Source organism: Roseibium sediminicola, from assembly GCF_023156505.1.
In the GTDB taxonomy this organism is placed as follows: Bacteria; Pseudomonadota; Alphaproteobacteria; order Rhizobiales; family Stappiaceae; genus Roseibium; species Roseibium sediminicola.
In genome coordinates this window covers 121,578-146,843 of the sequence record NZ_JALNMJ010000003.1, presented here as the reverse complement: position 1 = coordinate 146,843, position 25,266 = coordinate 121,578, and the positions used below count along the sequence as shown (strand labels likewise).

Here is a 25,266-nt window from a genome sequence, read left to right as displayed (position 1 = left end):
CCTTCGAGACGGACCTAACGGTCCTCCTCAGGATGACGTCTTTTTGTTTTGTGAGCTCGCAGTGGCCTTCATCTGTTGCCGCCATGCGTCTGCATAGGCTTCCAGCAACGAGTCACCCGGAACACTCGCAGACGAAGCCGGACGCTCGGGACCATCGCCTTGCCGATCCCCCAGCACCAGCAAGGCCGCCCCGATGCTTGTGCCGGTGGCCGAGGCTTCCGAAGTTTCGACCGGCCGCCCTGTCGCTGATTGCAGCATCGCCTGATAGTGGCTGTTGCGCGCAAAGGGCCCTTCGACGATCACCGGTCCGTCCGCCCCTATCATGTCGAGGCACTCGGCGGTGACCATCGCCAGATAGAAGGAAAGCGCCGCAAAGCGCTCTCCCACACTCAAGGTGCGTTCATCGACAGTCCAGACCGCCTGCCTACCCTGAAACGGACCGGATCGCGGATCGACGGCCGGCAGCAGAAAGATCTGTTTTTTCAGCACCGCTGCCACGTCGGCCTCTGAATACTCTGCCGTGCGGCCATCCATCGCGAGATCGAATTCCCGTCCACCCATGAAGCGGGCCGAGGGAACGGGGTCACCGAAGGCATTGACATTCATCAGCGTGTCCCGCGCCGGGTCGAGCGGGGTTTCCCTGCCGCCAATGGCAAGGGCAATGACCCAGGTACCCGTCGAGACGACCGAAAAGGGCGCAGGCCGTTCCCGAAGATGCGGCAGCAGCGACGCGTTGGAATCGTGGATGCCGCAGGCCACCTCAGTCTCTGGAGACAATCCGGTCGCCTCGGCGACCTCCGGTCGGAGGCGGCCCGCGCAGTCAATCGCCTTGCGGACCGGCGCCATTCTGCTCTCAAGCCCGAGGCGTGCCACCAGCGACGAAAAACATCCCCGCCGCGGATCCCAGAGATCCGTATGGCAGCCAAGCGAGGTGACCTCGTTGGCGAGCACTCCCGCGAGACGGAAGACCCAGTATTGCGGATAGGTCAGGACGGTGACGACGCGCTTCTCAAGCTCCGGATCCGTCTTGAACTGCCAGAACAGCTGCGCCCCGGCATTCAGCCCCACGGGCAGGCGCGGCGATCCGGTTTCGGCGAAGTCCGGCCGGATCCCGTCATAGTCTTCGGTGAGGTCATCCGGTCCGTCATGCTCGTAGTCGAGCACCGGAGCCGCGAGGTTTCCATCTTCATCCAGCAGCACCAGGCTTGCTCCATGGGTGGTGACGGAAAGCGCGTCAATGCCGTGGTCTTCGTTGAGCCTGGCGAGGGCTTCGCAAATGAACTGCCAGTGCCCGTCAATGTCGTAATGGGGATAGGGCGGCCCGCCCAAAACCGTATTGGCCCGTTTCAGGACCCCGATTTCAACGCGCTTTTCAAGATCGACCACGGCGACCTTCACGTTGGTCTTGCCAATGTCGATCACGCCGACATGCCGGATCTCCGTCATCTGGCGTCAGTCCATACGAAAGACGGTTTCAAGCTCCGTCACCACGGGCTTGTTGTCGGGCTCGGATGCCATGATGTCGGCCATGTGCGCCCACCATTTCTGCATCACCGGATGGCTCGGCAGATCCTCCATCCTGTGACCGTCCTCACGCCAGAGCACGCCGAAAAGGATGTTGGTCTCCCGGTCGAGATGGATCGAATAGTCCCGGATCCCAGCCTCCTTGAGAAGCGCGACCAGCTCGGGCCAGATCTCGTCGTGGCGCTTTCTGTATTCTTCTTCCTTGCCCGGGTTGAGCTGCATCTTGAAGGCGACTTTTTCCATGAGTTCAGGCCTTCCGCTTCGCGAGTATCCGCCGGGCGATGCGCGGCAGGGCAATGACGCCGATCAGCAAAAGGCCGATGAAGATCGACATGACAATGCCCGGCACGTTCAAAAGCCCGAAGCCGAAGGTGACCATGCCCATGACAAAGGCGGCGATGACCACACCCGGAATGGAGCCGGATCCGCCCAGAATGCTGACGCCGCCGAGCACGACCATCGTCACCACTTCAAGCTCCCAGCCAAAGGCGATCGACGGCCTTGTCGCACCAAGCCGCGAGGTCAGGCAGATCGCAGCCACGCCGGACATCAGGCCGGTCAGCAGGAACAGCGCGAATTTCACCCGTGTCACCCGGATCCCGGAGAACAGCGCGCCAACCGGATTGTTGCCGATGACATAGACTGCGCGGCCGAAATTTGTCCTGTGCAGGATCACGGCAAAGACGATGGCAACAAGAGCAAACAGCAGGAATTCGAAGGAGATCACCCACCAGACATAGCCCTGTCCGAAAAAGGCGAAGTCGGACGGGTAGCCGGTATAGGCCTTGTCACCGAGCACGATATAGGAAATGCCGCGAAAGAGGCTCATCGTGCCGATGGTGACCACAATAGACGGCAGGCCGAGACCGGTCACCAGAGCGCCATTGAACGCGCCACAGGCCAGTCCGACGCCGAGACCGATCAGGATCAGCATCGGCGTGTCCGCCCCCATCTGTACGGCAAAGCCCATGGCTGTGGAGGCCAGCGCGATGATCGAGGCGACGGAGAGATCGATCTCACCGGAGATGATCAGGAGCGCCATGGCAAAGGCGATCATCGCCTTTTCGGTGAAGTTGAAGGTCGCGTCGGAGAGGTTCCACGGGTCGAGGAAATAGGGCGACGCGAAGCTGTTCAGGATGAACACGGCAACGGCCACGCCGAGCAGGAGCAGCTCCCAGCTGCCTAAGAAGCGCTGCATCGGCGATTTCAGCCGGTCCGGGATCTGCCGCCCAGCTGAACCAGTGTCTTGTGCGGTGACGCTCATGCCGCATGCTCCGCTTTCTTCAGGATCACCCGGCCTTTGGTCCGGCTGGACGTGGCGTTGAAGGCGACCGCGATGATGATGGCGCTGCCGGAAATGGCAAGCTGCCAGAAGGGCGAGATGTTGATCACCGGCAGGGCGTTCTTGACGATGCCGAGGAACAGCGCCCCGAGCAGCGCCCCGCCGACCGAGCCGACGCCGCCGGCAATCGAAATGCCGCCGATGACACAGGCCGCGACCACTTCCAGTTCGAACCCGCCGGCAATGTCGACATAGGCAACCGCGTAGCGCGCCACCCAGAGATAGCCGGTCAGCCCGGCCAGCGCGCCGGAAATCACGTAGGCCGCGCACTGGGTCTGGCCGACATTGATGCCGGTATAGACGGCGGCGTGGGGATTTCCGCCGACGGCAAAGAAGGCGCGCCCGAGCGGCGTGCGTCCGATCAGGACGACAAATCCCAGCACCACCACGATCGCGATCCAGGACAGCACCGGCAGGCCGAAGACGACCTCGCGCGGGAAAGCCTTGAAGGCATCGCTCATTTCATGGGCGTTGATCCATTCTCCTCCGGAGATCACGAAAATGATGCCGCGATAGATGGTCATGGTGCCGAGCGTGACCACGATCGGCGGAATGTCCAGCCGCCAGACCAGCAGCCCGTTCAGGAGCCCCATCAGCGCGCCGAGACTGACGGCCAGCAAAAGGATCAGCGGCACCGGCAGTCCAGGCATCGCGGTATTCAGCATGGCAACCACCATGCCGGTCAGGGCCAGATTGGCGGCGACCGAGAGATCGATGCAACGGGTCAGGATCACCACCATCTGGCCAAGCGCCAGAATGATCAGCGGCGCGGTGTCATTGAAGACATTGGCGAGGTTCGCCGGGGTGACAAAAGCCGGAAAGCGCGACGCGATGGCAACGACCAGGACCAGGATCGCTCCGGCCAGGATCGCCTCGCGGGATTTGAGAAACGACAGGATCATGAGCGCACCTCCGTGATGCCGGCGGCCGCGCGCACCAGATGTTCAGGCGTCAGCTCGTCGCCTTCATATTCGGCCGCGATGCGGCCTTCGCGCATGACGATCACCCGGTCCGACATGCCGAGGATTTCCGGAATTTCAGAGGACACCATGATGACGGCGAGGCCCTCGGCGGCGAGTTCAGCCATGAATTCGTGGACGGCGGCCTTGGAGCCGATGTCGATGCCCTTGGTCGGCTCATCCAGGATGATCACCCGCGGCTTTGTGGCCAGCCATTTGGCGATGACCACCTTCTGCTGGTTGCCGCCGGAGAGTTCACCGATGTCCTGGTCGAGCGCGGCCGCCCGCAGGTCCAACCGCCGGGTGTAGTCGCGCGCCAGCTTGAATTCTTCGGCCAGTCGCAGGAAACCCTTGCGAGATGTCTCCTTCAGCGACGGCAGCGAGACGTTCTGGAAGATCGGCAGACCCTTGATCGCGCCCTGTTTGCCGCGGTCTTCGGGCACATAGACGATGCCATGGCCGATGGCCTGGTTCGGGTCGCGGATGACGGCAACCTGATCGTCGATGCGGATCGCACCCTTGGACGGTTTGGTGATGCCAAAGAGAGCCTGCATGAATTCGCTGCGGCCCGCGCCGACCAATCCGTAAAAACCGAGGATCTCGCCGGCACGCAGCGAAAATCCGATGTCCTCGAATTCGGTCGGATGCGAATAGCCGACAACCTTCAGGACTTCCTTGCCGAGCTGCGGCGAGCGCTTCGGAAACACCTGGTCGACCGAGCGGCCGACCATCAGCTTGACCAGTTCCTGTTCCGAGACCTCTGAAATCCTGCCGGCGCCGACCATCTGACCGTCTCGGAAGACGGTGTACCGGTCGGCAATGCGGAAGATCTCGTCGAACTTGTGACTGATGAACAGGATCGCCTTGCCCTCGGCCTTCAGCCGTTCGACCAGTTCGTAGGTCTCCTCAATCTCCTTGTGCGACAGCGACGCGGTCGGCTCGTCCATGATGACGATGTTGGCATCGATGGAGAGCGCCCGGGCAATCGCCACCAGGTGCTTGTTGGCAATGCCGAGATCCCTGAGTGTAACGGCGGGATCGATCCTGGCACCGATCCGGTCGAGAAGCGCCTTTGCCTTGTTGACCATCGTCTTGTGGTCGATCAGACCAAATTTGGTTTTCGGCGCGTGGCCGATAAAGATGTTTTCCGCCACCGAGAGATCGTCGAAGAGCACCGTTTCCTGGTGGATGGCCGTGACCCCGGCCCTTCCCGCGTCCTGGGCGGTCGGAAAGGTGACGGACGTGCCCGCGATCGAGATCTCGCCTGCATCCGGCTGGTAGATGCCGGTCAGGACCTTGACGATGGTTGACTTGCCGGCGCCGTTTTCACCCACCAGCGCTGTGACTTCGCCGGGAAAAAGCTCCAGCGACACTTCCGAGAGCGCCTTGACGCCCGGAAAGGACTTGGAGACTCCCTTCAGGGACAGAATAGGGCTGACCGCCTCGCCCGTTTGCGGATGCACGTCCGCACTGCCCTGCGTGTTCGCAAGCATGACCATATCCCGGAGCCTGGTGTTAGAAGTCTTGAGGTGAGGACCCGGGGCACAAGGGCTCCGGGTCCCGGACAGTTTTCCGTCAGGTCTTGGCGACCAGCTTAGAAGATGTCCTTGAAGTCGTCGATGTTGGAGCTGTCATAGACGAACGGATCCGCCATCGCGCCTTCGTTGCTGTCGTTCAGCGTCAGCGTGCCCATGCGCCCCATTTCGATTTCCGCACCAGGGGCTGCCTCGGCTTTGCCGGTGGACAGGTTATAGGCCAGCATGGTGGCCGAATAGCCGAGGTCGATAGGGTTCCAGATCGCGAAGGATTTCGAAGCGCCGGTTTCGATATGGCCGGCCATTTCTGACGGCAGTCCCAGACCGGTGACGTTGATCTGACCGGCTTTTTCCGCGTCGGAAACAGCCTGTGCGGCGGCCACGATGCCGACGGAGGTCGGTGCGATGATGGCCTTCAGGTCCGGATAGGTCTGCATCAGGCCCTGGGCTTCGCGGTAGGACTTGTCGGCCAGGTCGTCACCATAGACGGTGGCGACCACGTTGATGCCCGGATAGTTGTCCTTGACCTTGTTCATTTCCTCGATCCAGATGTTCTGGTTCGTGGCGGTCGCGGAGGCCGACAGCACGGCAACGTCACCACCATCCGGCAGGTGATCGGCGGCCAGCTTGATGATCATGTTGCCGATCAGCGGGTTGGACGACGGGTTGAGGTGCAGCTGGCGGCCTTCCGGCGCGACGCCCGAATCCCAGGAAATGACGGTGATGCCGCGGTCCATGGCCTTTTTCAGCGCCGGCACCAGGGCGTCCTGGTCATTGGCGGAGATCGCGATGGCATCGACCTTCTGTGCGATCAGTGCGTTGATGACCTCGATCTGGCCTTCGGCCGTGGTGTCGGTCGGACCGGTATAGATGATCTCGACATCGCCGAGTTCCTTGGCGGCTTCCTCGGCGCCCTTGGCGGCGGCCTCGAAGAAGCCGATGCCGAGCGCCTTGACCACAAGGGCAATGCGCTTGTCTTCAGCCTGGGCCGGGTTGGCGATGGTAACGGCGGCAACGGCGGTTGCGGCCAGAAGTGATTTCCAGAGTTTCATTGCTTCCTCCCTAAGATCAACCTGCATTCCTTGGAATGCAGGAAGTTGATCGCTCTTGAGTGCTGGAGCATCTTGTCCGCGTTCGTCGAACGCGGGATGCACCAGTCTGCCGCCCCTCCTCTGGTCCGGCAGAAAACCGGCTACCCGCTCGAGGTCGCCTTGCTCTGTGCGGCGCCCATCGGCGCCACGATCAGATCGATGTCGGCCTGTTCCAGCATCTTGGCCGCGCTGTCCGGAATGCCGTCATCGGTAATGACGGTCGTGATCCGTTCAAGAGGGCACAGGATCAGGCTGGACCTGGCACTGAATTTCGATGAATCAACCAGAACCACCAGCTCGTCCGCCTGACCGATCAGTTTCTGCTCGGCCTGGATCAGCAGCGGGTCCGCTTCCATCAGCCCCAATGGCCCAAGCCCCTGCGCGCCCATGAACATGCGCTTGGCATAGAAGTTCCGGGTCACGTCATTGTCGAACGGGCTCAGGATGATGTTCTGCTCGCGGTAGATCACTCCGCCGGAGAGCATGATGGTGTTCTTTGAGTTCTTCAGGAGATGCTCGGCGATCGGAAACGAGTTGGTGAACACCTGGCAGCGCTTGGTCGCCAGCGGATGCACCATCTGGAATGTCGTGGTACCGCCATTGACAATGATCGCGTCGCCGTCCTCGCACAGCTCGACCGCCTTCTGCGCGATTGCGCGTTTTTGCGCGATATTGATCGTTTCGTTGACGCTGAACGGGCGGCCGGCCAGGCCGACAAATTGCGGCGGGTGCATGGACTCAGCGCCTCCGCGCACACGGCGCAGCTTCTTCTGTACATGCAGCTGGGCAATGTCCCGGCGAATGGTCGCTTCGGAGGAATCCGTCAACGCCACCAATTCCTGAACCGTCACGACCGGACGGTCCTGGACGGCGGATAATATGATCCTGTGGCGTTCTTTCTCGTGCATCTGGTCCTCCCATTGAGCAAACGTTTCCACCATTACCGGTCAGTGTCAATCATAAAATGTCAAAAATGATCATATTGCACTGCGATATGATCGTTATTGATCGTTTTTGATTGACTTTCAATTCCGATCAAGCGAGTTTCTAGTCAACGAGACGCAAGCTGTCAGGCTTTCATGGGAGGAAAAGATGTTGAATTCCGCTGCCGGGTCCCGGCTGGCCAATCTGTGGGATGACCAGAAAGCCTCCGGAATGAGCGAGGCCGAGCTTTTGCTCTACAGGTCCAACCTGCTCGGCTCGGACAAGCGCATCACCAACTACGGCGGCGGCAACACCTCCGCCAAGGCGATGGAACAGGATCCGCTCACCGGCGACATGGCCGAGGTGCTGTGGGTCAAGGGCTCGGGCGGCGATGTCGGCACCATCAAGATGGACGGATTCGCGACGCTTTACATGGACAAGCTCCGCGCGCTGAAAGGCCTTTATCGCGGCGTCGCCTATGAAGACGAAATGGTCGGCTACCTGCCCCATTGCACCTTCAATCTCAATCCGCGCGCAGCCTCCATCGACACGCCCTTGCATGCCTATGTGCCGAAGAAACATGTCGACCACATGCATCCGGACGCGATCATCGCGATTGCGGCCGCCAGCGACAGCAAGGCGATCACCCAGGAAATCTTCGGCGAGGACATCGGCTGGCTGCCCTGGAAACGGCCCGGTTACGAACTCGGCCTGTGGCTTGAAAAGTTCTGCTTGGAAAACCCGGAAGCGCGCGGCGTGGTCCTGGAAAGCCATGGCCTCTTCACCTGGGCCGACGACGCCAGGGCCTGTTACGAAACCACGCTGGAAATCATCAACAAGGCGATTGCCTGGTTTGAAGACAAGACCGCAGGCAAGGACGCTTTCGGCGGCTCGAAACACCGGGCGCTTGCCCCGGCCGAGCGCCGAGCGGCCGCAGCCAAACTGATGCCGGCCATTCGCGGCATGGTGTCCGGCAAGCAGCACATGGTCGGTCATTTCGACGACAGTGATGCGGTGCTGGAATTTATCTGCGCCAACGACATGGAAGCGCTTGCCGCCCTTGGCACCAGCTGCCCGGACCATTTCCTGCGCACCAAGATCCGTCCGTTGGTGGTCGATTTCGATCCTGAACATCCGAATATCGACGACACGCTCGCCGGCCTCGGCGCCGCCGTCGAAGCTTACCGGGACGATTACGCCGCCTATTACGCCCGCTGCAAACATGACGACAGCCCGGCGCTGCGCGATCCGAACGCGGTTGTCTACCTGGTGCCCGGCGTCGGCATGATCACCTTCGCCAAGGACAAGGCGACCGCGCGCATTTCGGCTGAATTCTACACCAACGCCATCAATGTCATGCGCGGCGCTTCCGGTGTTTCCACCTATTGCGGCCTGCCGGAACAGGAAGCCTTCGACATCGAATACTGGCTGCTGGAGGAAGCAAAACTCCAGCGCATGCCGAAACCGAAGAGCCTGGCCGGCAAGATCGCGCTGGTCACGGGCGGCGCCGGCGGTATCGGCTCGGCGACCGCCGAACGCTTCCTGCGCGAAGGCGCCTGCGTGGTCCTCGCCGACATCGATGCCGGTGCCCTGGCGGCCGCCGCCGACAATCTCTCAAGCCGTTATTCGAAGGACGTTGTCCGCTCGGTGACCATGGATGTCACCAGCGAAGAGGCTGTTGCCGACAGTTTTGCCAGCGCGGCGCTGGAATTCGGTGGCGTCGACATTCTGGTCTCCAATGCCGGCATTGCCTCCTCGGCGCCGATCGAAGAAACCACGCTGGATCTCTGGAACCGCAACATGTCGATCCTGTCGACCGGCTATTTCCTGGTCTCGCGCGCGGCCTTCCAGCTGATGAAAACCCAAGGGGTCGGCGGCTCGATCGTCTTTATCGGCTCCAAGAACGGCCTTGCCGCCTCGCCCGGAGCCAGTGCCTATTGCACGGCCAAGGCCTCCGAGCTGCATTTGGCCCGCTGTCTTGCCCTTGAAGGCGCGCCGGACGGCATCCGCGTCAATGTGGTCAATCCGGACGCGGTGCTGCGCGGCTCCAAGATCTGGTCCGGCGACTGGCTGAAGGAACGGGCCGAGGCCTATGGCAAGGACACATCGGAGCTGGAAGAACATTACCGCCAGCGCTCTCTGCTGAAGCGTTCCGTGCTGCCAGAGGACATCGCCGAGGCGAGTTACTTCTTTGCCTCCGAGGCTTCAGCGAAATCGACCGGCAACATCCTCAATGTCGATGCCGGCAACGTCCAGGCATTCACGCGGTAACGACAAGCCAATATCCTCCTTTTGAGAGGCTAAACCAAAAAACTCGTCATCCTGAGGAGGTCCGTCAGGTCCGTCCCGAAGGATGGGCGGCAAACTCCAGACAAGAGGCCCATCCTTCGAGACGGGCCTCGCGGCCCTCCTCAGGATGACGCAGAGTGGGTCGGAAAGGGTCTCCAAAATGATGATCGACAAGGCACTGATCGCCAGGGACAACGCGGCGCGGGCAGAAACGCTCAAGCGCGATTACGACACCCTTGGCGAGCGGCTCGACCGCCAGGGCATCGCCATTGATGCCATCAAGGCGAAGGTCGCCGCCTATGGCGTCGCCATTCCTTCCTGGGGCGTCGGCACCGGCGGCACGCGCTTTGCGCGGTTTCCGGGCGCCGGCGAGCCGCGCCACATCTTCGACAAGCTGGAGGATTGTGCCGTTATCCAGCAGCTCACAAGGGCAACACCAAACGTCTCCCTGCATATCCCCTGGGACAAGGCGGACCCGACGGAGCTGAAGGCCAAGGCGGAAACCCTCGGCCTCGGCTTCGACGCCATGAATTCCAACACGTTCCAGGACCAGGACGGCCAGGGCCGGTCCTACAAGTTCGGCTCCCTCACCCACACGGATGCGGGCACCCGCCGTCAGGCCATCGAGCACAATCTGGAATGCATCGAGATCGGCAAGACGCTCGGATCGAAGGCCTTGACCATCTGGATCGGCGACGGCTCCAACTTTCCGGGCCAGGTCAATTTCACCCGGCAATTCGAGCGTTATCTCGAGGCCACCAAGGAGATCTATGCCGGCCTGCCGGACGACTGGCGGCTTTTCACCGAACACAAGATGTATGAGCCGGCCTTCTATTCCACGGTCGTGCAGGACTGGGGCACCAACTACATGATCGCCCGGGAGCTCGGCGACAAGGCCTTCTGCCTCGTCGATCTCGGCCATCATGCGCCCAACGTCAATATCGAGATGATCGTCTCGCGGTTGATCCAGTTCGGCAAGCTTGGCGGCTTCCATTTCAACGACAGCAAATACGGCGACGACGATCTCGACACCGCCTCGATCGATCCCTACCGCCTGTTCCTGGTCTTCAACGAACTGGTCGACGCGGAAATCCGCCAGGCTCCGGGCTTCGACCCCGCGCACATGCTCGACCAGTCGCACAATGTCACCGACCCGATCGAAAGCCTGATTGTCTCGGCGATGGAGGTCGGGCGCGCCTATGCCCAGGCCCTCATTGTCGACCGGACTGCCCTCACCGGGTTCCAGGAGGACAACGACGCGCTGATGGCGACCACGACGCTGAAGACCGCCTTCCGCACCGATGTCGAGCCGATCCTCGCCATGACCCGGCTGGAAAGCGGCGGAGCCATTGCGCCGGTGGCAAGCTATCGCGCCGCCGGTTACCGGCAGAAGGTGGCAGAGATCCGCCCGGCGGTGTCCGGCGCCGGCGGCGGGATTGTGTGAAGGCGTTTCGCTCTAAGAGTGCCGGCCCGACCTGCGACCAATGAGCGAGGCGACGGTGCGCGCCAATAGCCGCCAATCAAAGATCCGGGCCTTTGTCGAACATGTCTTTGCGCACCAGAAATCCCGCATGGGCCTGTTTGTGAGCACAATCGGCATCGACCAAGACCGCACCAAGATCGGCATGGCGAACCTTGCCTACAAACTGTGCCGCCATGTCTGGCATCACGGGCGAATTGCGCCCGCATGACGCCGTAAGTGGCAAAACCGCCTGGTGAATGCGGAAACCGGCGTCCAGCCTTAAATCAAAGGACTATTCCGTCGTGCTGGCCCTGGCATATCCTGTGCACGCCAATGTTACTCAAAACTTTAGGCCTGAGGCTACGGCGTCACGAATAGTCGATGTCAACCCGGATGTTACATTGCTCTGGCCGAAAGCGTGACGTCACTTCTGGGTATACTAAATGTTTCGCTTTTCCCAACAGCGAAGCATTGTGAGCCTCACCCAATCGATACGCCTAGTGATGCTATCACTTGGCGTTTGTCCGTTTTGGGCCGCGAGGAGACAGTCTGGTTTTGGCTGTCGATTGACGAAACTTGCCATTCGCCTAGCGCCGATCAGGCGGGGGCAGAGCAAGAGCTGTTTCCGTCGGCACGCGGAATTCAAACGAAACATGACCATTTGTAGCTGACAGCCCGTACTACGGACTTTCGGAACCGTTAATCGTCAACGCAGTAGCGAATACACACTTTGATACCCCGACCCAGTCCATCTCGCCGAAGGTAACGCTTACCATTTCCCGTTAGCTCAGAGGACCATAACAAAGAGATTTCAGCTTTTTCCGCGCTGACCAACATGCATCAGTTTCGATCGACGCGATTCATGCAACAATCTCAAGCTTTCATCGAATGTTTGGCCCAATGCCTCTCGATTCTCATGGTTCTGTGGCCCTGACGGCTCAACAACATGGACAAGAGTCGAATGATAGCTTTTCCGAGACGTAGAGGATCGGGTCCGAGAAGAAGAAGCGTCATCATCAACGAATTTCACCTTCAAACTTGGCGCACCTGAAAGCCACCAGCTTTTTCAAAACACGGTTTCGCCATCGGTCAATTTGTCAGAATGAGGAATGACCCGCCATTGGTTTCCACGAGTCGAGGCGTATCCTTCCACATTACCGCGTTGATGCCCCGCACCGGTGACGTACCGCAATACCGGACCCGCAATGATCTGGAGTTGCACGAATGTATGGTCATCCGGGATAGGCTCGAACCCGTGGCGATTTCCGAATCAACCCAAGACAACGCGCTTGTCATCACGAAAACATTTGACCCTGGGTCAGGCTTTGCACGTTGCAGGTTGGAAAGCCCGGCCTCTGGCAAGTTTCAATAGTGCGTGAATGTCTACATAGGAGACTGACAATGTCAGAAATCAAGTTGACGAAAGTTGAAGTGCGGCCCGGTGGCCAGCTTCTGTACTATGTTCGCGTGAACACTGCCGCAGGTAAGGTTGAATTGCCTGTCGCCATCAGGGAGCAGGGATCCGACGCCTCGAACGAAACGAAAGTCCTTCAATCCTCGCTCGCTATTGCGGAAGAATTAGAGGGATCAATTAGGCTTCATCTCGAAGCAAAGCCGTAATCGATCTCCTTGAAAAAAACGGCCGTCTACCATGACGGTGCAGTGAAGAAGAATCTTGATCACACGGGCAGTAAGAAGAGGCCAAATCAGAAGTATTTGGTCAGTCGGACCCACCAGGTGGCCAAGAACCGTGCCTTCAAGATCTTTTCGCGTGCCGCCCGCCGTGTGGAATTGCCGGCATTTGTTTTTGTCATTTGATCCAGCGCGTCTTTCGCGTTCATGTCCTGCATCAGGTTGCCGCCAATTGTTGCCGGAATGCCGGAGAAGACGTGGTAAATCGTCCAGGAACCGTCAGATTCGACACGCTTGCCATATTCACTGTGCATGGAATCCTGCGCGGGCGCTCCTCCCTCGTCGTCCCAATTTTCAAGCGCGCGGTTCATGAAATTGAACGGATCGGGAGCAGGCACCGAAATGGGTGCAGGTTCGGATTGTTTCCACTTGGGTAGTCCCGCCGGGTCGGTCGAAACCGACTTGGTCATTGCTTACTCCGCGTCAGGTCACCGACCAATTCGCCGCCGCTATCCGGCTGGCGCCGGTCCTGTTTCCCGACTTGAGCCTGCATCCCCTTTAGGAACTTGAATAGATCACTGTCCGTCGACAGGACGAGGGTCGTTCCCGAGGAAATCATGTCTTTGTAGGCCTGCATTGTCCGGGTAAACGCGTAAAATTCCGCAGCCCGGGGCGTCGTGTTATACGCCTGCGCGTAAATGTCGGCAGCGGACGCATCTGCCACGCCGCGAATTTCCTCCACGGCACGATAGGCTTCGGATTGGATCTTGTTCAGGTCGCGCACCCTGTTGCCGCGTATCCGCGCGGCCTCGCCGTTGCCTTCCGACAGAAAGCGTTCGGCGATCAGGCGGCGCTCCGAGACCATCCGGTCGTAGATCTTCGGCCGGACACTTTCATTGTAGTTGATTCGCTTGAAACGGATGTCGAGCAGCGCAATCCCGAACACCTGGACCTTTTGCGCGGCCGCCTGAAAGATTTCCTGCTCCACAAGGGCGCGGCCTTCTGGATGGGAACCAGTGAGCCAATATCCTGCGCAAGTTCCTCATCCGTCAGGAGCGTGTCCCTCAAGGGCGTACGTCCTTTTGTTGTCCGGATAATCTCGATCAGTTCGTGCTTGGCAACCGCGTTGCGAGTCTCACTTCCGAGAATATCGTCGAGCCGGGACTGGGCGCTGCGTTCGTCGCGCAGCCGCAGAAAATACTGCAAGGGGTCCGTGATTTTCCAGCGGGCGAACAGATCGACGGAAATGTAAAGCTTGTCCTTCGTTGGCATGTCGGAAGGATTGCCATCCCATTCCAGCACCCGACTGTCGATGCGGTTGACGTCCTGGACGAAGGGAATTTTCAGCTTGAGCCCTGCCGTGGTGATGGGCTCGCCAACGGGCTTGCCGAACTGGGTGATGATCGCCTGTTCGATTTCACCGACCGTGTAGACGGCAGTGGAAGTCGTGACCAGCGCGATGGCCGCGAATCCGGCCAGAAGTCCCCATATGATCTTCATTGGTTGGTTTCCTTTTGGCGGTCGAGATTGAGAAGCGGCAAGATGCTGCTGGTGGATCCATCGACGATGATCTTCGACTGGATGCCGGGCAAAACGTCCTGCAGGGTCTCGATATAGATCCGCCGCTGTGTCACATCGGGTGCCTTGAGATATTCCGCCAGCAGCGCAGTGAAGCGTGCCGCGTCGCCTTCAGCCTCATTGATCCGTTTCAGCCGGTAGCCGTCTGCTTCACGGATACGCTGATCCTTTTCGCCTTCGGCAAGTGGAATAACTTTGTTGTATTCCCGGCGCGCCTCGTTGATGAGGCGTTCCTTTTCCTGCTGCGCCTGGTTGACCTCGTTAAAGGAAGCCTGGACGGGTTCGGGCGGGTTGATGTTCTTGAGTTGCACCTGGTCGATGCTGATGCCCATGGCATATTTCGTGGCCAGAGCCTGCATCTTCAAAAGCGCCTCGCTTTCGATCTCCTGCCGGCCGATCGTGATCACTTCGTCGACGGTGCGGTCGCCGACGACCTCACGCATCACGGATTCCGAGACATAGCGGAGGGTGGCGGCGGGCTCACGCACCTCGAACAGAAACTTGACCGGATCCGAGATCCGGTACTGCACGACCCATTCGACCAGAGCCGCGTTCAGGTCGCCGGTGACCATCTCGGTCTCGCGCCGTCCGTCGGTTGGACTTTGATAGGGGTCGTTCCCGCCAGGTGTCGCGAAGCCGAATTCCTGCTTCAATTGACGCTTGACCGGGACAATCGTCGCAGTGTCGATCCCGAGGGGAAACTTGAAATGCAATCCGGGCGGGACCTCCGCGACGAACTTGCCGAAACGCTGAATGACCGCAACGGAGTCGCTGGGCACGGTGTAATAGGAAGACCAGAGACCGTACGCGGCCAATCCAAGAGCGGCGGCGATCAGAAGTCCGCGGCCCGAGGGAGAGCCGCCCGGCAAAATGCCACCAAGGTGCTGGCGGCCCTGCCGCAGAAAGGCATCGATATCCGCTGAGCGATCTTTCGGCCCCTGTCCCCAGGGACCGGAATTGTCCGGTCCAGTGCTTTGGGAATTCATGCTGTTGCCTTTCATGAGACGCTTTTGCAAGCGGAACGGCTCGGTTGATTGGTTCTCAAAATTGAAATTGCCGGTCAGGTTATTGCCTGGCTCCAAGCCTTGCGGCTGAGCTTCCCGTCCCGGGATAGCGGGCATGTGCGCGCGATCTGGAGCTAACTGATGCTTTCCAACACCGGCATACCTTCGTTTTCGGCGGCTTGAATTGCGGTCCGATCCGATTGGTTTTCCCTCGGTCGACGACAGAAGAACGCCTGCAGTGTAAAAGGCCTGGGCGTATGCATATCTGTGGCTTCGATATTACCGCCAGCAACGGCCGGAAACATCCTCCTAGGCATCCCAGCCACTCCGGTCCCGCTTAGAACCTGCTTCAGGACTTGTCGAGTTTGAGTTCAGCCAGGCAAGCTTCTGCCAGATCCCGGTCAGCGGTTTCCGAGCCAGGAGGGGTCGCCCAACCGGTCTCCATGAGTGCACCTCTGCGCTGATAGGTTGAGGTCTCGCGAATTGAGGCCATCTTGTCCGCCCGCAGCGTGTCAGTCCGGGACTTTTCGATGCAGACCGGTAACAGCGCCGCGATAACGTTGTTGTGCGACAGCTTGTTCGCCATCTTGTCCGCATTTCCACCTGTTACCCAGCCGCCCCAGGAAAAGCCAACGGTGGTAGCGGTCACGGCGCCGATCACAACGCCTAGGATGACAGGCTTCAGCCATATGGGAGTGTTCATTTCAAGTCCTCCTGCGGAGAAACGTCCGCGTCGTCTTCGGGCACTTCATCGTTGGCGGACCGGTCGCGATCGAGTATGGCTTCCAGATCGTTTCCGGAAATCTCTCGCATGTGGGTCCTGCCCTTGCCGGAAACCATCAGATAGGTCGCCGTCTTTCGGTATCCGAGGAAATTCATATCCTGAAGAAGTTCCTCTTCGACAAGGATTTCATAGTCTCCGGCAGGTAGGACTTCCGATTGCCCCCTCAAAGAGAAGGGATGGAAGAACTTCACCGTCGATCTGGTCGATCTGGTGTTCATGTCAATCTCTGTCGTTTCTCGATGGTTGTGCTTCAGTCAAACTCCTGGAATCGTCTTGGTAGAAGAACTCAGACGGAGCGAGACCGTTTCAAAGACTTTAGATGGATCCGGCCGGTTGCGTGCTGATCGAAGTTAGTCTCAATCGGAAATCTCGGTCCAAACTTTGAAATTCCTTAAAGTGTTTTCGCCAAAGGTCTGTGTAAGCGGGACATCGGCTGCATCCCGCCCGTGGCCAATCAGAAATCGCGCGATGCGGCGCTGGTTGTTGCGCGGATCAAAGACCCACCAACGGTTTGCCAGGAAAACTTCCATCCAGGCTGCGAAATCACCCGGGGGATGCGGTTCCGGCTCGCCAATATCACTCAGGTATCCTGTACAATAGCGGGCCGGTATGTTCATGCATCGGCAGAAGGCGATTGCCAGATGGGTATAGTCGCGGCAAACGCCCCGCCTTTCAGCCAGAGTCTCAGACGCTGTTCGGGTCGCCCGTGCATGCTCATAGCCGAAGGTCACATGCTGGTGCACGTAGTCACAAATGGCCTGTACCCTGGCCCAGCCAGTCTGTGAATTTCCAAACAGCCGCCAGGCTTCTTCCGACAGGAGGTCGGTATCGCAATACCTGCTCCCCAATATAAACACGAACGTATCGGACGGGAGGTCTTCAACAACATGCTGATAGGCGGCCGGAAAAACCGGATCCTTTTTGCCGCTGTCTAAGAAGATGCCATGTGTCGAGAGTGTGAAGGTGCCCGGCGGTGCCGTCAGCCTGGAACACCAATTCCCGAAAACATCCCGATAGCTTTCGATCGGCACACAGGGAGTGGTCGTCAAATAGTCCAGTCGCTCGAGGTCACAATAACGCGTGTCATCGACGTTGAGCATCGCAAGCATTGGTGTGGATTTTGGAAATTCGAAATCGAGACGGCAACCCAGACTAATCCGCAGATCACCTTGCTTTTTGCGATCTGAACATGCCAAACGGACATTTGAAGGCAGGGCTTGTGTCATTTGAGCGAAAGCCTGGCAAGTGCCGCAGCCGTCCGGGCGTGTTCCGATTTCTGGTAATTTCCCAGAAAGGCACCATCAACCCTTACCTCCCATATTCCATTTCTTTCCAGGACCCGCACCCGATCCTGTTCAACACCTGGAAGAGGCGGATGGGTGGAATCAAGCGCGAATTCTATCGGACGCCTGGCGGCCTTTTCAGGTTTCGATTTGTTCGACTTCGGAGTGGCACAGGTTCCCCCGAGATTCATCACCCCGCGTATGAATTCTTCTGCATAATCGTCAACGTCTCTGTAGTCCTGTTCCCGGCGCGCCATCGACATCGTGTCGACAAAACGTGTCTTGAGGTGCTCGACAAACCTGGGCTCAGAGCAGGACATATACGCGATGAGGGACTGCAGAATTCTCTCGTGCGCAAGAACCCGCCGCTCGAGATCTGTGGAATCCGTCACGGGTCCAGTTGTTTTCATTTTGGTTTCCATAGCCTTAGTGCTCCCTTTGCAAGCATGCGCGCGGATCGTTCAAAGCCTGCCGGCGCAAGCTCAGGCAGGTACCCGGAATCAGGTTCGGCACTCTTGAGGGCAGCTTCGCCGCTTAACGACTTTGAGATAATTTCGTCTTTCGGGGTCAGCAGCACGAGCCCGATTGTGGAAGAGGCGCGCCGCTTTCCTGTCTTTGCTGACGTTGCAAAACGCGTATCAGGAAATTGACCTGGAACCCGACCGTTCGGATGATTCTACATGGAACCTGGAAGGCACATCCTGATCGAGGTTAGTCCCCGGCGTCTTATCGGCGCCGAAGCAGCCAATATTCTGACTTGAGAATTTGCCTACCCGTGCATAGTTTTCTATTAAGATCATGAAAAAATGAGAAATATCGGAAAGGAGAGCAGAATATTAAGCCATCTGTTCTTCCTGAAAACATTCCGATGAATTTAGACAACCTGAGTTGAGGTTCTGAGTGCGTAAGATTTACTTCAGAAACGGCCCGTTTTGGTCTAGATATTCAGGGTCAAACCCCGCAAATTCGACAAGTCGGTCACGGTCGCCAAACATCACCTTGCCGTTTCGAAACATTAGTAACCCGTTTTCGCGCAGTTGCCGCAAAACGCGATTGACGTGAACGGCACTCAGCCCCAGAGCATCGGCGAGGTGGTACTGTGTCAGCGGACAGTCATAGCCAGTTTGGCTGCCCATACCCACCAGAACCAACCTTGCGCCAAGTTCGAGCAGGAAATGCGCGGTGCGCCTATCCGCGTCGCGCCGTCCGAGATTGACGAGGTGTTCGACGACCATGGCTTCGTCTCTTGACGCGGCCCATAATATGGCTGTCGCCAGTCGTGGGGAGGTTGCAAACGTATCGAGAAGGTCGCCAGCCTGAACTTCAACCGCCTGAATATCTGTGATCGGTTCGAAACTGTGGTCCGAAGTACGAAGCAATACGCTGCGCAATCCCAAAAAGTCTCCAGGAATTTGGAAATCGACGATCTGGCGTGTCCCGTCAGGTTGGATCTTGTATGAGCACACCCAACCTTCCGAAAGAATGTAGGCTGCCTGATCGGACTGTCCCTGTTGGACAAGATCACGTCCAGCAACAAAGCTGCGGCGGCGCTTGTGCAGATTACGCAAGGCATCGAACTCGCTCGCAGACAGGGCAACGAAGTTGGAAAGCTTGCGGGCAAGCGGACTTTTTTCGATAAAATTCAAAGCGTTTATCCCAGGAAGTTATCAGATTTCCGAGTTGTCTGGGCCAAGACTGCTTTCGATCAGTACAGCATACTGATTTCCTGTCATTCTGGTGAAGTTTATTGGGCTCAGACCCAAGCAGAGCTTTCACCCATGAAAGGGGCAGCCCAGATGCCCGACGTCAACGACTATTCAGGAATGGCGGCGCTCTCGATCTGCGAAGCACTTTTGCTTGCAATGAACGATCACAAAATTCTTCCCGAGCACGAAATCGTAGGCGTTTTGCGGGATGCTGCCGCAACTCATGAGAATGCTACCGGAGATAAAGCCGAAATGGAAACGCACCAAGCCGTTTCTGAGCTGATCAAACGGATCATCGCCGGAGGAAACTCGGTACGGCGGCCACAATCCGATTGACGCTCGCGGCGGAGGGCATTCCGTCAACATTCTTCGGGCTGTTTCATTCCATTCCGCATCAAATGATGCATCGCATTGGCCATGACACATCAGAACAACTCAAATCTGCCAACCGAATTCGCCGACAGGTTCACGAAACCGGTCGCGAGGTTTCTCAAGATTGAATCCGCGGCAGGCGGATTGTTGCTCCTTGCCGTCTTCCTGGCGCTCCTGCTGGCCAATTCCTCCTGGGCATCTGGTTTCTTCATTTTCTGGGAGACGCCGGTTGGCCTGAATTTCGGGTCGTTGGATTTCACCCGTTCATTGCGGCACTGGATCAACGACGGCTTGATGACGTTCTTCTTCTTCGTGATTTCTCTCGAGCTCAAACGGGAACTGGTCCTTGGCGAGTTGAGGAAACCAAGACATGCGGCGCTGCCCTTGGCTGCGGCTCTCGGCGGTATGATCGTTCCGGTCGTTATCTATTTGGCCTTAATAGTCGGACAACCTGGGACCCATGGATGGGGAACGGTTATGGCGACCGACACGGCATTCGCGATCGGGTGTCTAGCGCTCTTCGGACGGCTCGTTCCAACCGTACTCAGGCTGTTCTTGCTGTCCTTGGCCATTTTCGATGATGTCGGGGCAATACTGGTGGTGGCTGTCTTTTATGGAGGGCCGCTGAGCTGGACCGCCACGGGGCTAGCAATTGCCGGTCTTGGGTTGGTCGCAGGTCTGGCCCGCCTCGGGATAAGAAGCATCCCGATATATTATCTGGCGGGCCTCGTCATTTGGTTATGTGTCGACGCTTCGGGTATCCATGCGACAATTACAGGGGTCGTTCTCGGGCTGATGACCCCGACACGAGTCTGGGTGAGCGACACGCGCTTGCGTGCAATCCTTGCGCGGGTGCTCGCCTATCCGGGAGGGGAGCACTGGAGCGGAGACACCCCGGAACGCAGCGATCTTCGCGCGGCCGGTCGAGCGGTTTCAGAGTCCCTTTCTCCCGTTGAGCGGATCGAATTGACGCTGCATCCTTGGGTGGGGTTTGTGATAATGCCGCTTTTCGCTTTCGCGAATGCGGGCGTCGCAATCGAACTGAGCGACGTCAGTCAGAAGGTTTCCATCGCCATTGTCGCCGGACTTGTGTTCGGCAAGCCACTCGGTGTTCTCGCATTCAGCTGGGGAGCCGTCCGTCTGGGCCTGGCAACCAGGCCCACTCATTTGTCATGGCCATTCTTGACGGCCGGAGCCTTTCTTGCGGGCATCGGTTTCACCATGTCGCTGTTTATCGCGAACCTGGCTTTTGATCCCAATCAGCTAGGAGCCGCAAAGCTCGGAATTCTTATGGGATCCGCAGTCTCAGCGATAATCGGGTTGCTTGCGCTCTTGTGGCTGGTGACGCGCTCTGACCTCCGCCGAAACGGGACAACCGAGGAAGTCTGAAAATACATAACTTCAACGGAGCCTTTTCGACCGGTTGATCGAATTCAACCAAGCACAATTGGGTCTGGCACGGCGTTGATGCTCCGTCCTGGGCAGTTAGGATTGTCTGTCGGCAAGGTGTGAGGCTCCTGGCAACAGCCGAAACGCTCTTCCACTTGACAAGATCGTCACGGTTCCCCTGCTTCTGTTTGTCGCCGAGGGCTCTGGGGCGTCCAGAAACCTCGTTTTCTGACTTGGAACATGGAGGTCAGCAGCGGGCGTCCACATCTTCAAGTCCCATGGAGCGGCTCCTGCGGGCTTTACTGTGGGCACTGAAATCGACAGCACCTAAGGCAGTGAAACACTTTAGATGCGGCCAAGCAGCACAAGCACGACGACGACGATCAGAACCGTACCAAGCACACCGACCCCGGCGTGGCCGAAGCCAAAACCATAGCCGCCGATACGGCCGCTGAATCCGCCCAAAAGAATAACGACAAGCAGAATAATGAGGATCAAGCCGAGTGACATGATGGATTCTCCTGAAAGAGGACCTAACGCGTCACGCGATAGGTCCTGTTGATCCGAACCGCGGTGACCGGGCGGCTCATTGGTCTTCGTGACGCCCCGGCTGCGCCAAATTGCTCATTTTCCTTCGATGGAAATGCCGTTCTGGCCGATCTCGATATCGATCCCGCGCTGGCGTTCGTTGTAGTACAGATAGCTTGCGCCAACCGCCACGACGGCAAGCACGCCGACAAGGATCAGAAGAAGGTTCCGGTTGATCATCTTGTTCCTCAAAGATTGCCGATGTTCAAAGGACCGTGGAGGCAGGGTGAATAGGCTGCCGGTTCCCTTCTAAGTGCCATGGGTTTGAAAGCCGACATAGGCCAGCAGCAAGCCGATGCCGACCAGCCAATAGATGGATATTGCCGTCGGCCGGGGCGCGGAAGCATTCTTGCCGATGCGCGGAAGACAAGCGATCAGCCGCGAGACGGCCATGGCTCGCGCCGGACCGAACAACGGTACATCGGTGAAGCGGCCCAGGAGCGCCTCCAGTCTTTGCCGCGCAGCCGCCTCCCCCGAATGAGCCAGGGTCGCCGCCTCAACCCAGGGATCGACACCAAGCCGGGCGAGCATCGAAAGCACGGTAACACTGGTTCCGCGAACATCGTCTCCGACGAGGGCTTGTAGAAAAAGGTCGTATTGCGGGTCTTGTCTCAGTCTGTTCGGTACGTATGCCATTTGAGTATCCTTGCGGGCACCGTCCGTTTCGGCAGAATTCGCCGGGGACTTTGCTCCGATTGAACCGAAGCGGGTCAGAGCCCTGCCTTCGGTTTCGTTCATCTTATGAGAAAGCATGCAACCCGGTACTTACCCAGATCAGTGCAGGAGGAAGAAAAGCCTTTGGCAGAAGCCGTGTTCTCCTTAGGCCGGACCGTATTCGGGCAGCGATGTCTGAATAGTCGGCACGGTCGCACATACGCTTGACTTTGCAGCTCAGGGAATTCGGTTCTTTCTCAAGAAAGCCGACGGTGCGGTATCTGACGGAATAGCGTCGCGTGATAGCCACTTGCAGCAGAACCGCTGTCTACGCTGACTGAAGCTACAGTGACAGCACTCTGCATTGCGACGTTGATAGAGACCACATGCCGTCATCCTGACCGTTCAATGAACGACTGGTATCCACGCAGCCGCTGGCGAGTGGCAGATAATGGGATTGGGTTCGGTTCATTGAAGTCGCGCATCGGAAGCGATTCATCAATAGCTGTGCGGGCTCCCTGCGCGTCTTTGAACCCACTGGCCTGATCTGTATCAGTGCCGCTTGAATACCTGAGAGCGTAAGGTCGGTGAAAGACGCGCATTCATGGGTTGAAGAGCAGCGCGCAGAGTTCGGCGGACGCGTCCCGGCAAGGGTTCTGCAATTGCGCCCGGTCCTGTGAAAGAACGGAACCAACGAGGCCCCAAATGCGAAAGTTCAGAAACAAAGCCCGCTCCACCGGTTCCCTCGAGGCCGACCATCGGATCGCCAATCACCTGGGCCTGCTGTCCAGTTATGTTCGCCTGAAGGGGATCGGTCTCACGAGACAGGAAAGCCCATTGGAGGCCATGGAAGTCGCGTTGCTATTGAACGCGATCAGTGCACATATTCAGGCCGTGTCGGACTTGCACCGTATTCTTGCCGGCAGCGGTTCCGAAGACGAAGTTCAGTTGGGGGATCTTCTGGGCCAGATTTGCACAACCCTCAGGTCGGGCATTGCGGACGACGTCATTTTCACCGAAACCTACGCGCCTGGCTGTGCCTTGAAATTCGATCATGTGCTCCCCGTTGCGCAGATCTTTACCGAGATCGTCACCAACGCCCTCAAGTATGGTCATCGCGCCGGTGCAGTGAGGCGGATCGGGATTGCCTGTCGAAAAGATATCAGCGGTTCAATCCTGATTATGGTCAACGACAATGGGCCAGGCCTTGGGAGCGCTGGCACGAGCAAGACCGCCAATGGATTGGGAACACGACTGGTAAAGGCACTGTCGGCTCAAATCGGCAGCTCGATCGATTATTCATCCAGTGAAAGCGGCGTGACCGCGACACTGACATTGGCAAGTGCCGGCTTTGTTTTCGACCAGACGCTGACCCCGGACGTGTCGCGCACAAGCTTCAGCAGTAATGGCTAGAACTGGAGCGGAATTGGCGTATCATGGGTTGAGCCGGCCTCGTCGCGATATGTGCCGTGCTCTGTTCGACGTTTCCCGATACCGCGGCGTCCAGTGAATCCCCGGTCGGCATTCCAACATCAATCATCGATCACTGTGTGATGCACTTCGACTGACATTTCTCCCAGAGCGTTCCCGGGTCCTGTAAAACTGCCGGCAACCGGGACAACCTGATGAATTCCGCGAGCGACGGCAACGGGGACAAGATTTTTGGATCCAACGCTTTGGTTCGTGGGATCGAAAGCGACCCATCCCGCACCTGGTACAAAAACTTCCGTCCAGGCATGGGTGGAGCCCTTACCTTCATGCCCCACAAGACGCTTATCAGGATCGAACAGGTAGCCGGAGACGACGCGCGCTCCGAAACCAAGGCTTCGCACAGCCTCCGCGAACAGGACTGCAATGTCGCGACATGCCCCTGATCTGCGCGATAGTGTGTCCAGAGGTGTCTGCGTTCCCTCCATCTCGCGGCTCAGATAGGCAATGCTGGTCGAGACGCCGGCCGCGATGTCCCTCAGGAGTGACAATGTATCGGTCGGACGTCCAAGGACAAAATCCTCGGCCCATTTGGATAGTCGGCCGTCAAGGTCGGGATATTGAGGCGTTGCGAGCGCTCCTAGGTCGGTCACGTCGTCATCGGAATAGAAAAACGGGTAATTGATGGCCTCGGCAGCAATGGTGAATACCGGCCAGGATGAAGCGGTGAGTTCAACTGTTGCGCGACTTTCGATGAGCAACTGTTCGGTAGGTGCGCTGAACCGGGCAGTCGCGACGGCATTGCCCGCGACGTCATGGGTCCAGGTGATTTCTGCTTCTGGCGATACCGTCAAGTCATGCGAAATGAGCCGCAGGTCACGCGCTTCACGCGGCCGCAGCATCATCCGGTGAGGTCCTAGCAAGACCGGTTGCAGATAACGGTATGCTGTTGCGTGATATGTGCTCAGCGTTGTCATGAGGATCTCTTTGATTATTTGAAGCGCAACGCACAGGCCTGCCGGCAAACTGATGCCGAAACGACGCGGGTGTCTTTCGCTCGACAAGGCTGAAGCCAACAACCAGATCGTGCGAGCTACCGTCGAGCGGGAGAAACACCTCCGGCCTTGCAACAATATCCTGCCCGCCAATCCGGGCCACGGTATCTTCATTGCGGACCACGCGATTTTCACGCAAGGCATCCGCCACTCTCAGGCGCACTGAGGAGCCTGGCCAGTCCGCCGGGAGGTTGGGTGTGACGCGAAGACGGTTGCCTTCGCAGGTCGTGCCGCGGATCCCCTCGATCGCTGCCCGGTGCATCCAGGCGGCTGTCCGTGTATGCAACACTGGCCCAGACAAGACCAAGGACCCGTGGGTGGCCCCGAAACGCGCCATCTGCGAGCTTTGGCGGCATTCGGTCGTAACTGGCCGGCAGATCGGTGCGGCTCTCGCCGATTTGCGCCACGACCTGGTGAAAGTTATCGAGAAACCACTGTGCTGCAGGCACAGTCGGGTGACCGTCTGCAAGTTCAAGACTGTAGACCTTGCGCCTGGCCGACAAGGCAGTTGCATTTTCTTCCAGTCGGCGCTGCAATGAGACGACACGCGGTGGCTTAAGGGGGACGTCTTGTTGTTCGGCCAGACTGGTCGCATGCTGTTCCAGACGTTCGACCCCGAACCTCTCCGCATGCACAGGATCGGTATCGTTACAAGGAGCTTTGTTTG

General features: G+C 58.4%; 27 protein-coding genes and 1 pseudogene. 8 read left to right on the top strand and 20 right to left on the bottom strand.

The features are described from left to right. Positions 1-27 precede the first annotated feature (27 nt). The 7 genes from M0H32_RS06170 to M0H32_RS06140 form a co-directional block, all read right to left on the bottom strand. Positions 28-1,446, bottom strand: coding sequence for an FGGY-family carbohydrate kinase (locus M0H32_RS06170; RefSeq protein WP_248152186.1), 1,419 nt, complete (start codon positions 1,444-1,446; stop codon positions 28-30). Between the two features lie 6 nt (positions 1,447-1,452). Further along, positions 1,453-1,767, bottom strand: a complete 315-nt coding sequence (gene rhaM, locus M0H32_RS06165) for an L-rhamnose mutarotase (RefSeq protein WP_248152184.1) — start codon at positions 1,765-1,767, stop codon at positions 1,453-1,455. Between the two features lie 4 nt (positions 1,768-1,771). Further along, entirely contained in the window at positions 1,772-2,788 is a 1,017-nt protein-coding gene (locus tag M0H32_RS06160; protein ID WP_248152179.1) for an ABC transporter permease, read from the bottom strand. Continuing rightward, positions 2,785-3,768, bottom strand: coding sequence for an ABC transporter permease (locus tag M0H32_RS06155; protein ID WP_248152178.1), 984 nt, complete (start codon positions 3,766-3,768; stop codon positions 2,785-2,787). Before M0H32_RS06155 ends, M0H32_RS06160 begins: the two co-directional genes overlap by 4 nt. Then, positions 3,765-5,324 (bottom strand): sugar ABC transporter ATP-binding protein, encoded by a 1,560-nt coding sequence (locus M0H32_RS06150; protein WP_425607297.1) that lies wholly within the window; start codon positions 5,322-5,324, stop codon positions 3,765-3,767. The genes M0H32_RS06155 and M0H32_RS06150 overlap by 4 nt, the downstream gene beginning before the upstream one ends. A 95-nt stretch (positions 5,325-5,419) precedes the next feature. Continuing rightward, positions 5,420-6,412 (bottom strand): rhamnose ABC transporter substrate-binding protein, encoded by a 993-nt coding sequence (gene rhaS / locus M0H32_RS06145; RefSeq protein WP_248152170.1) that lies wholly within the window; start codon positions 6,410-6,412, stop codon positions 5,420-5,422. Between the two features lie 140 nt (positions 6,413-6,552). Beyond that, a complete protein-coding gene (locus M0H32_RS06140) occupies positions 6,553-7,359 on the bottom strand; it encodes a DeoR/GlpR family DNA-binding transcription regulator (RefSeq protein ID WP_248152167.1) in 807 nt (268 codons plus the stop codon). Between the two features lie 184 nt (positions 7,360-7,543). Here M0H32_RS06140 and M0H32_RS06135 point away from each other — a divergent pair, with 184 nt between their 5' ends. From M0H32_RS06135 to M0H32_RS06120, 4 genes and pseudogenes are all read left to right on the top strand, one after another. Next, a complete protein-coding gene (locus M0H32_RS06135) occupies positions 7,544-9,646 on the top strand; it encodes a bifunctional rhamnulose-1-phosphate aldolase/short-chain dehydrogenase (protein WP_248152166.1) in 2,103 nt (700 codons plus the stop codon). Positions 9,647-9,824: 178 nt separating this feature from the next. Next, positions 9,825-11,108, top strand: a complete 1,284-nt coding sequence (rhaI, locus tag M0H32_RS06130; RefSeq protein ID WP_248152164.1) for an L-rhamnose catabolism isomerase — start codon at positions 9,825-9,827, stop codon at positions 11,106-11,108. Between the two features lie 34 nt (positions 11,109-11,142). Continuing rightward, positions 11,143-11,355 (top strand): annotated as a pseudogene (locus tag M0H32_RS06125) (IS5/IS1182 family transposase); the annotation flags it as partial. A gap of 1,172 nt (positions 11,356-12,527) precedes the next feature. Then, entirely contained in the window at positions 12,528-12,746 is a 219-nt protein-coding gene (locus M0H32_RS06120) for a hypothetical protein (RefSeq protein ID WP_248152155.1), read from the top strand. Positions 12,747-12,832: 86 nt separating this feature from the next. Here M0H32_RS06120 and M0H32_RS06115 read toward each other — a convergent pair whose 3' ends face one another. The 9 genes from M0H32_RS06115 to M0H32_RS06075 form a co-directional block, all read right to left on the bottom strand. After that, on the bottom strand, positions 12,833-13,228 hold the full coding sequence (locus M0H32_RS06115; protein ID WP_248152154.1) for a hypothetical protein: 396 nt from the start codon (positions 13,226-13,228) through the stop codon (positions 12,833-12,835). Further along, positions 13,225-13,623: an SPFH domain-containing protein gene (locus M0H32_RS06110; RefSeq protein WP_248152152.1), complete on the bottom strand. Its 399-nt coding sequence runs from the start codon at positions 13,621-13,623 to the stop codon at positions 13,225-13,227. Before M0H32_RS06110 ends, M0H32_RS06115 begins: the two co-directional genes overlap by 4 nt. After that, on the bottom strand, positions 13,602-14,258 hold the full coding sequence (locus M0H32_RS06105; protein WP_248152150.1) for an SPFH domain-containing protein: 657 nt from the start codon (positions 14,256-14,258) through the stop codon (positions 13,602-13,604). The genes M0H32_RS06110 and M0H32_RS06105 overlap by 22 nt, the downstream gene beginning before the upstream one ends. Further along, positions 14,255-15,322, bottom strand: a complete 1,068-nt coding sequence (gene hflK / locus M0H32_RS06100) for an FtsH protease activity modulator HflK (protein ID WP_248152148.1) — start codon at positions 15,320-15,322, stop codon at positions 14,255-14,257. Before hflK ends, M0H32_RS06105 begins: the two co-directional genes overlap by 4 nt. 367 nt (positions 15,323-15,689) lie before the next feature. After that, positions 15,690-16,043, bottom strand: coding sequence for a hypothetical protein (locus M0H32_RS06095; RefSeq protein ID WP_248152142.1), 354 nt, complete (start codon positions 16,041-16,043; stop codon positions 15,690-15,692). Beyond that, on the bottom strand, positions 16,040-16,342 hold the full coding sequence (locus M0H32_RS06090; protein ID WP_248152141.1) for a hypothetical protein: 303 nt from the start codon (positions 16,340-16,342) through the stop codon (positions 16,040-16,042). The genes M0H32_RS06095 and M0H32_RS06090 overlap by 4 nt, the downstream gene beginning before the upstream one ends. Positions 16,343-16,480: 138 nt before the next feature. Beyond that, complete coding sequence (locus M0H32_RS06085) at positions 16,481-17,287, bottom strand: transglutaminase-like domain-containing protein (protein WP_248152645.1); 807 nt, start codon at positions 17,285-17,287, stop codon at positions 16,481-16,483. A 59-nt stretch (positions 17,288-17,346) separates the two neighbouring features. After that, positions 17,347-17,829, bottom strand: a complete 483-nt coding sequence (locus M0H32_RS06080) for a hypothetical protein (protein ID WP_248152138.1) — start codon at positions 17,827-17,829, stop codon at positions 17,347-17,349. Positions 17,830-18,318: 489 nt separating this feature from the next. Further along, positions 18,319-19,053, bottom strand: coding sequence for a Crp/Fnr family transcriptional regulator (locus M0H32_RS06075; RefSeq protein WP_248152135.1), 735 nt, complete (start codon positions 19,051-19,053; stop codon positions 18,319-18,321). Between the two features lie 150 nt (positions 19,054-19,203). Between M0H32_RS06075 and M0H32_RS06070 the strand changes: the two genes are divergently transcribed. Further along, a complete protein-coding gene (locus M0H32_RS06070) occupies positions 19,204-19,449 on the top strand; it encodes a hypothetical protein (protein ID WP_248152124.1) in 246 nt (81 codons plus the stop codon). Positions 19,450-19,530: 81 nt separating this feature from the next. Beyond that, on the top strand, positions 19,531-20,874 hold the full coding sequence (gene nhaA / locus M0H32_RS06065) for a Na+/H+ antiporter NhaA (RefSeq protein WP_248152121.1): 1,344 nt from the start codon (positions 19,531-19,533) through the stop codon (positions 20,872-20,874). A 345-nt stretch (positions 20,875-21,219) separates the two neighbouring features. Here the strand turns inward: nhaA and M0H32_RS06060 are convergent, their stop codons facing one another. From M0H32_RS06060 to M0H32_RS06050, 3 genes are all read right to left on the bottom strand, one after another. Continuing rightward, entirely contained in the window at positions 21,220-21,384 is a 165-nt protein-coding gene (locus M0H32_RS06060) for a DUF3309 family protein (protein ID WP_248152118.1), read from the bottom strand. Between the two features lie 114 nt (positions 21,385-21,498). After that, positions 21,499-21,642, bottom strand: a complete 144-nt coding sequence (locus M0H32_RS06055) for a hypothetical protein (protein ID WP_248152116.1) — start codon at positions 21,640-21,642, stop codon at positions 21,499-21,501. A gap of 69 nt (positions 21,643-21,711) precedes the next feature. After that, positions 21,712-22,098 carry a hypothetical protein gene (locus M0H32_RS06050; RefSeq protein ID WP_248152114.1) on the bottom strand — a complete coding sequence of 129 codons (387 nt, stop codon included), beginning with the start codon at positions 22,096-22,098 and terminating at the stop codon, positions 21,712-21,714. Between the two features lie 723 nt (positions 22,099-22,821). Here M0H32_RS06050 and M0H32_RS06045 point away from each other — a divergent pair. Further along, positions 22,822-23,529: a sensor histidine kinase gene (locus M0H32_RS06045; RefSeq protein WP_248152113.1), complete on the top strand. Its 708-nt coding sequence runs from the start codon at positions 22,822-22,824 to the stop codon at positions 23,527-23,529. Positions 23,530-23,648: 119 nt separating this feature from the next. On the opposite strand, the gene M0H32_RS06040 is transcribed toward M0H32_RS06045, so the two are convergent. Then, positions 23,649-24,521, bottom strand: a complete 873-nt coding sequence (locus M0H32_RS06040; protein ID WP_248152111.1) for a transglutaminase family protein — start codon at positions 24,519-24,521, stop codon at positions 23,649-23,651. Between the two features lie 52 nt (positions 24,522-24,573). On the opposite strand from M0H32_RS06040, the gene M0H32_RS06035 reads away from it, so the two are divergent. Continuing rightward, positions 24,574-24,765 (top strand): hypothetical protein, encoded by a 192-nt coding sequence (locus tag M0H32_RS06035; protein WP_248152109.1) that lies wholly within the window; start codon positions 24,574-24,576, stop codon positions 24,763-24,765. The last annotated feature ends 501 nt before the right edge of the window (positions 24,766-25,266 follow it).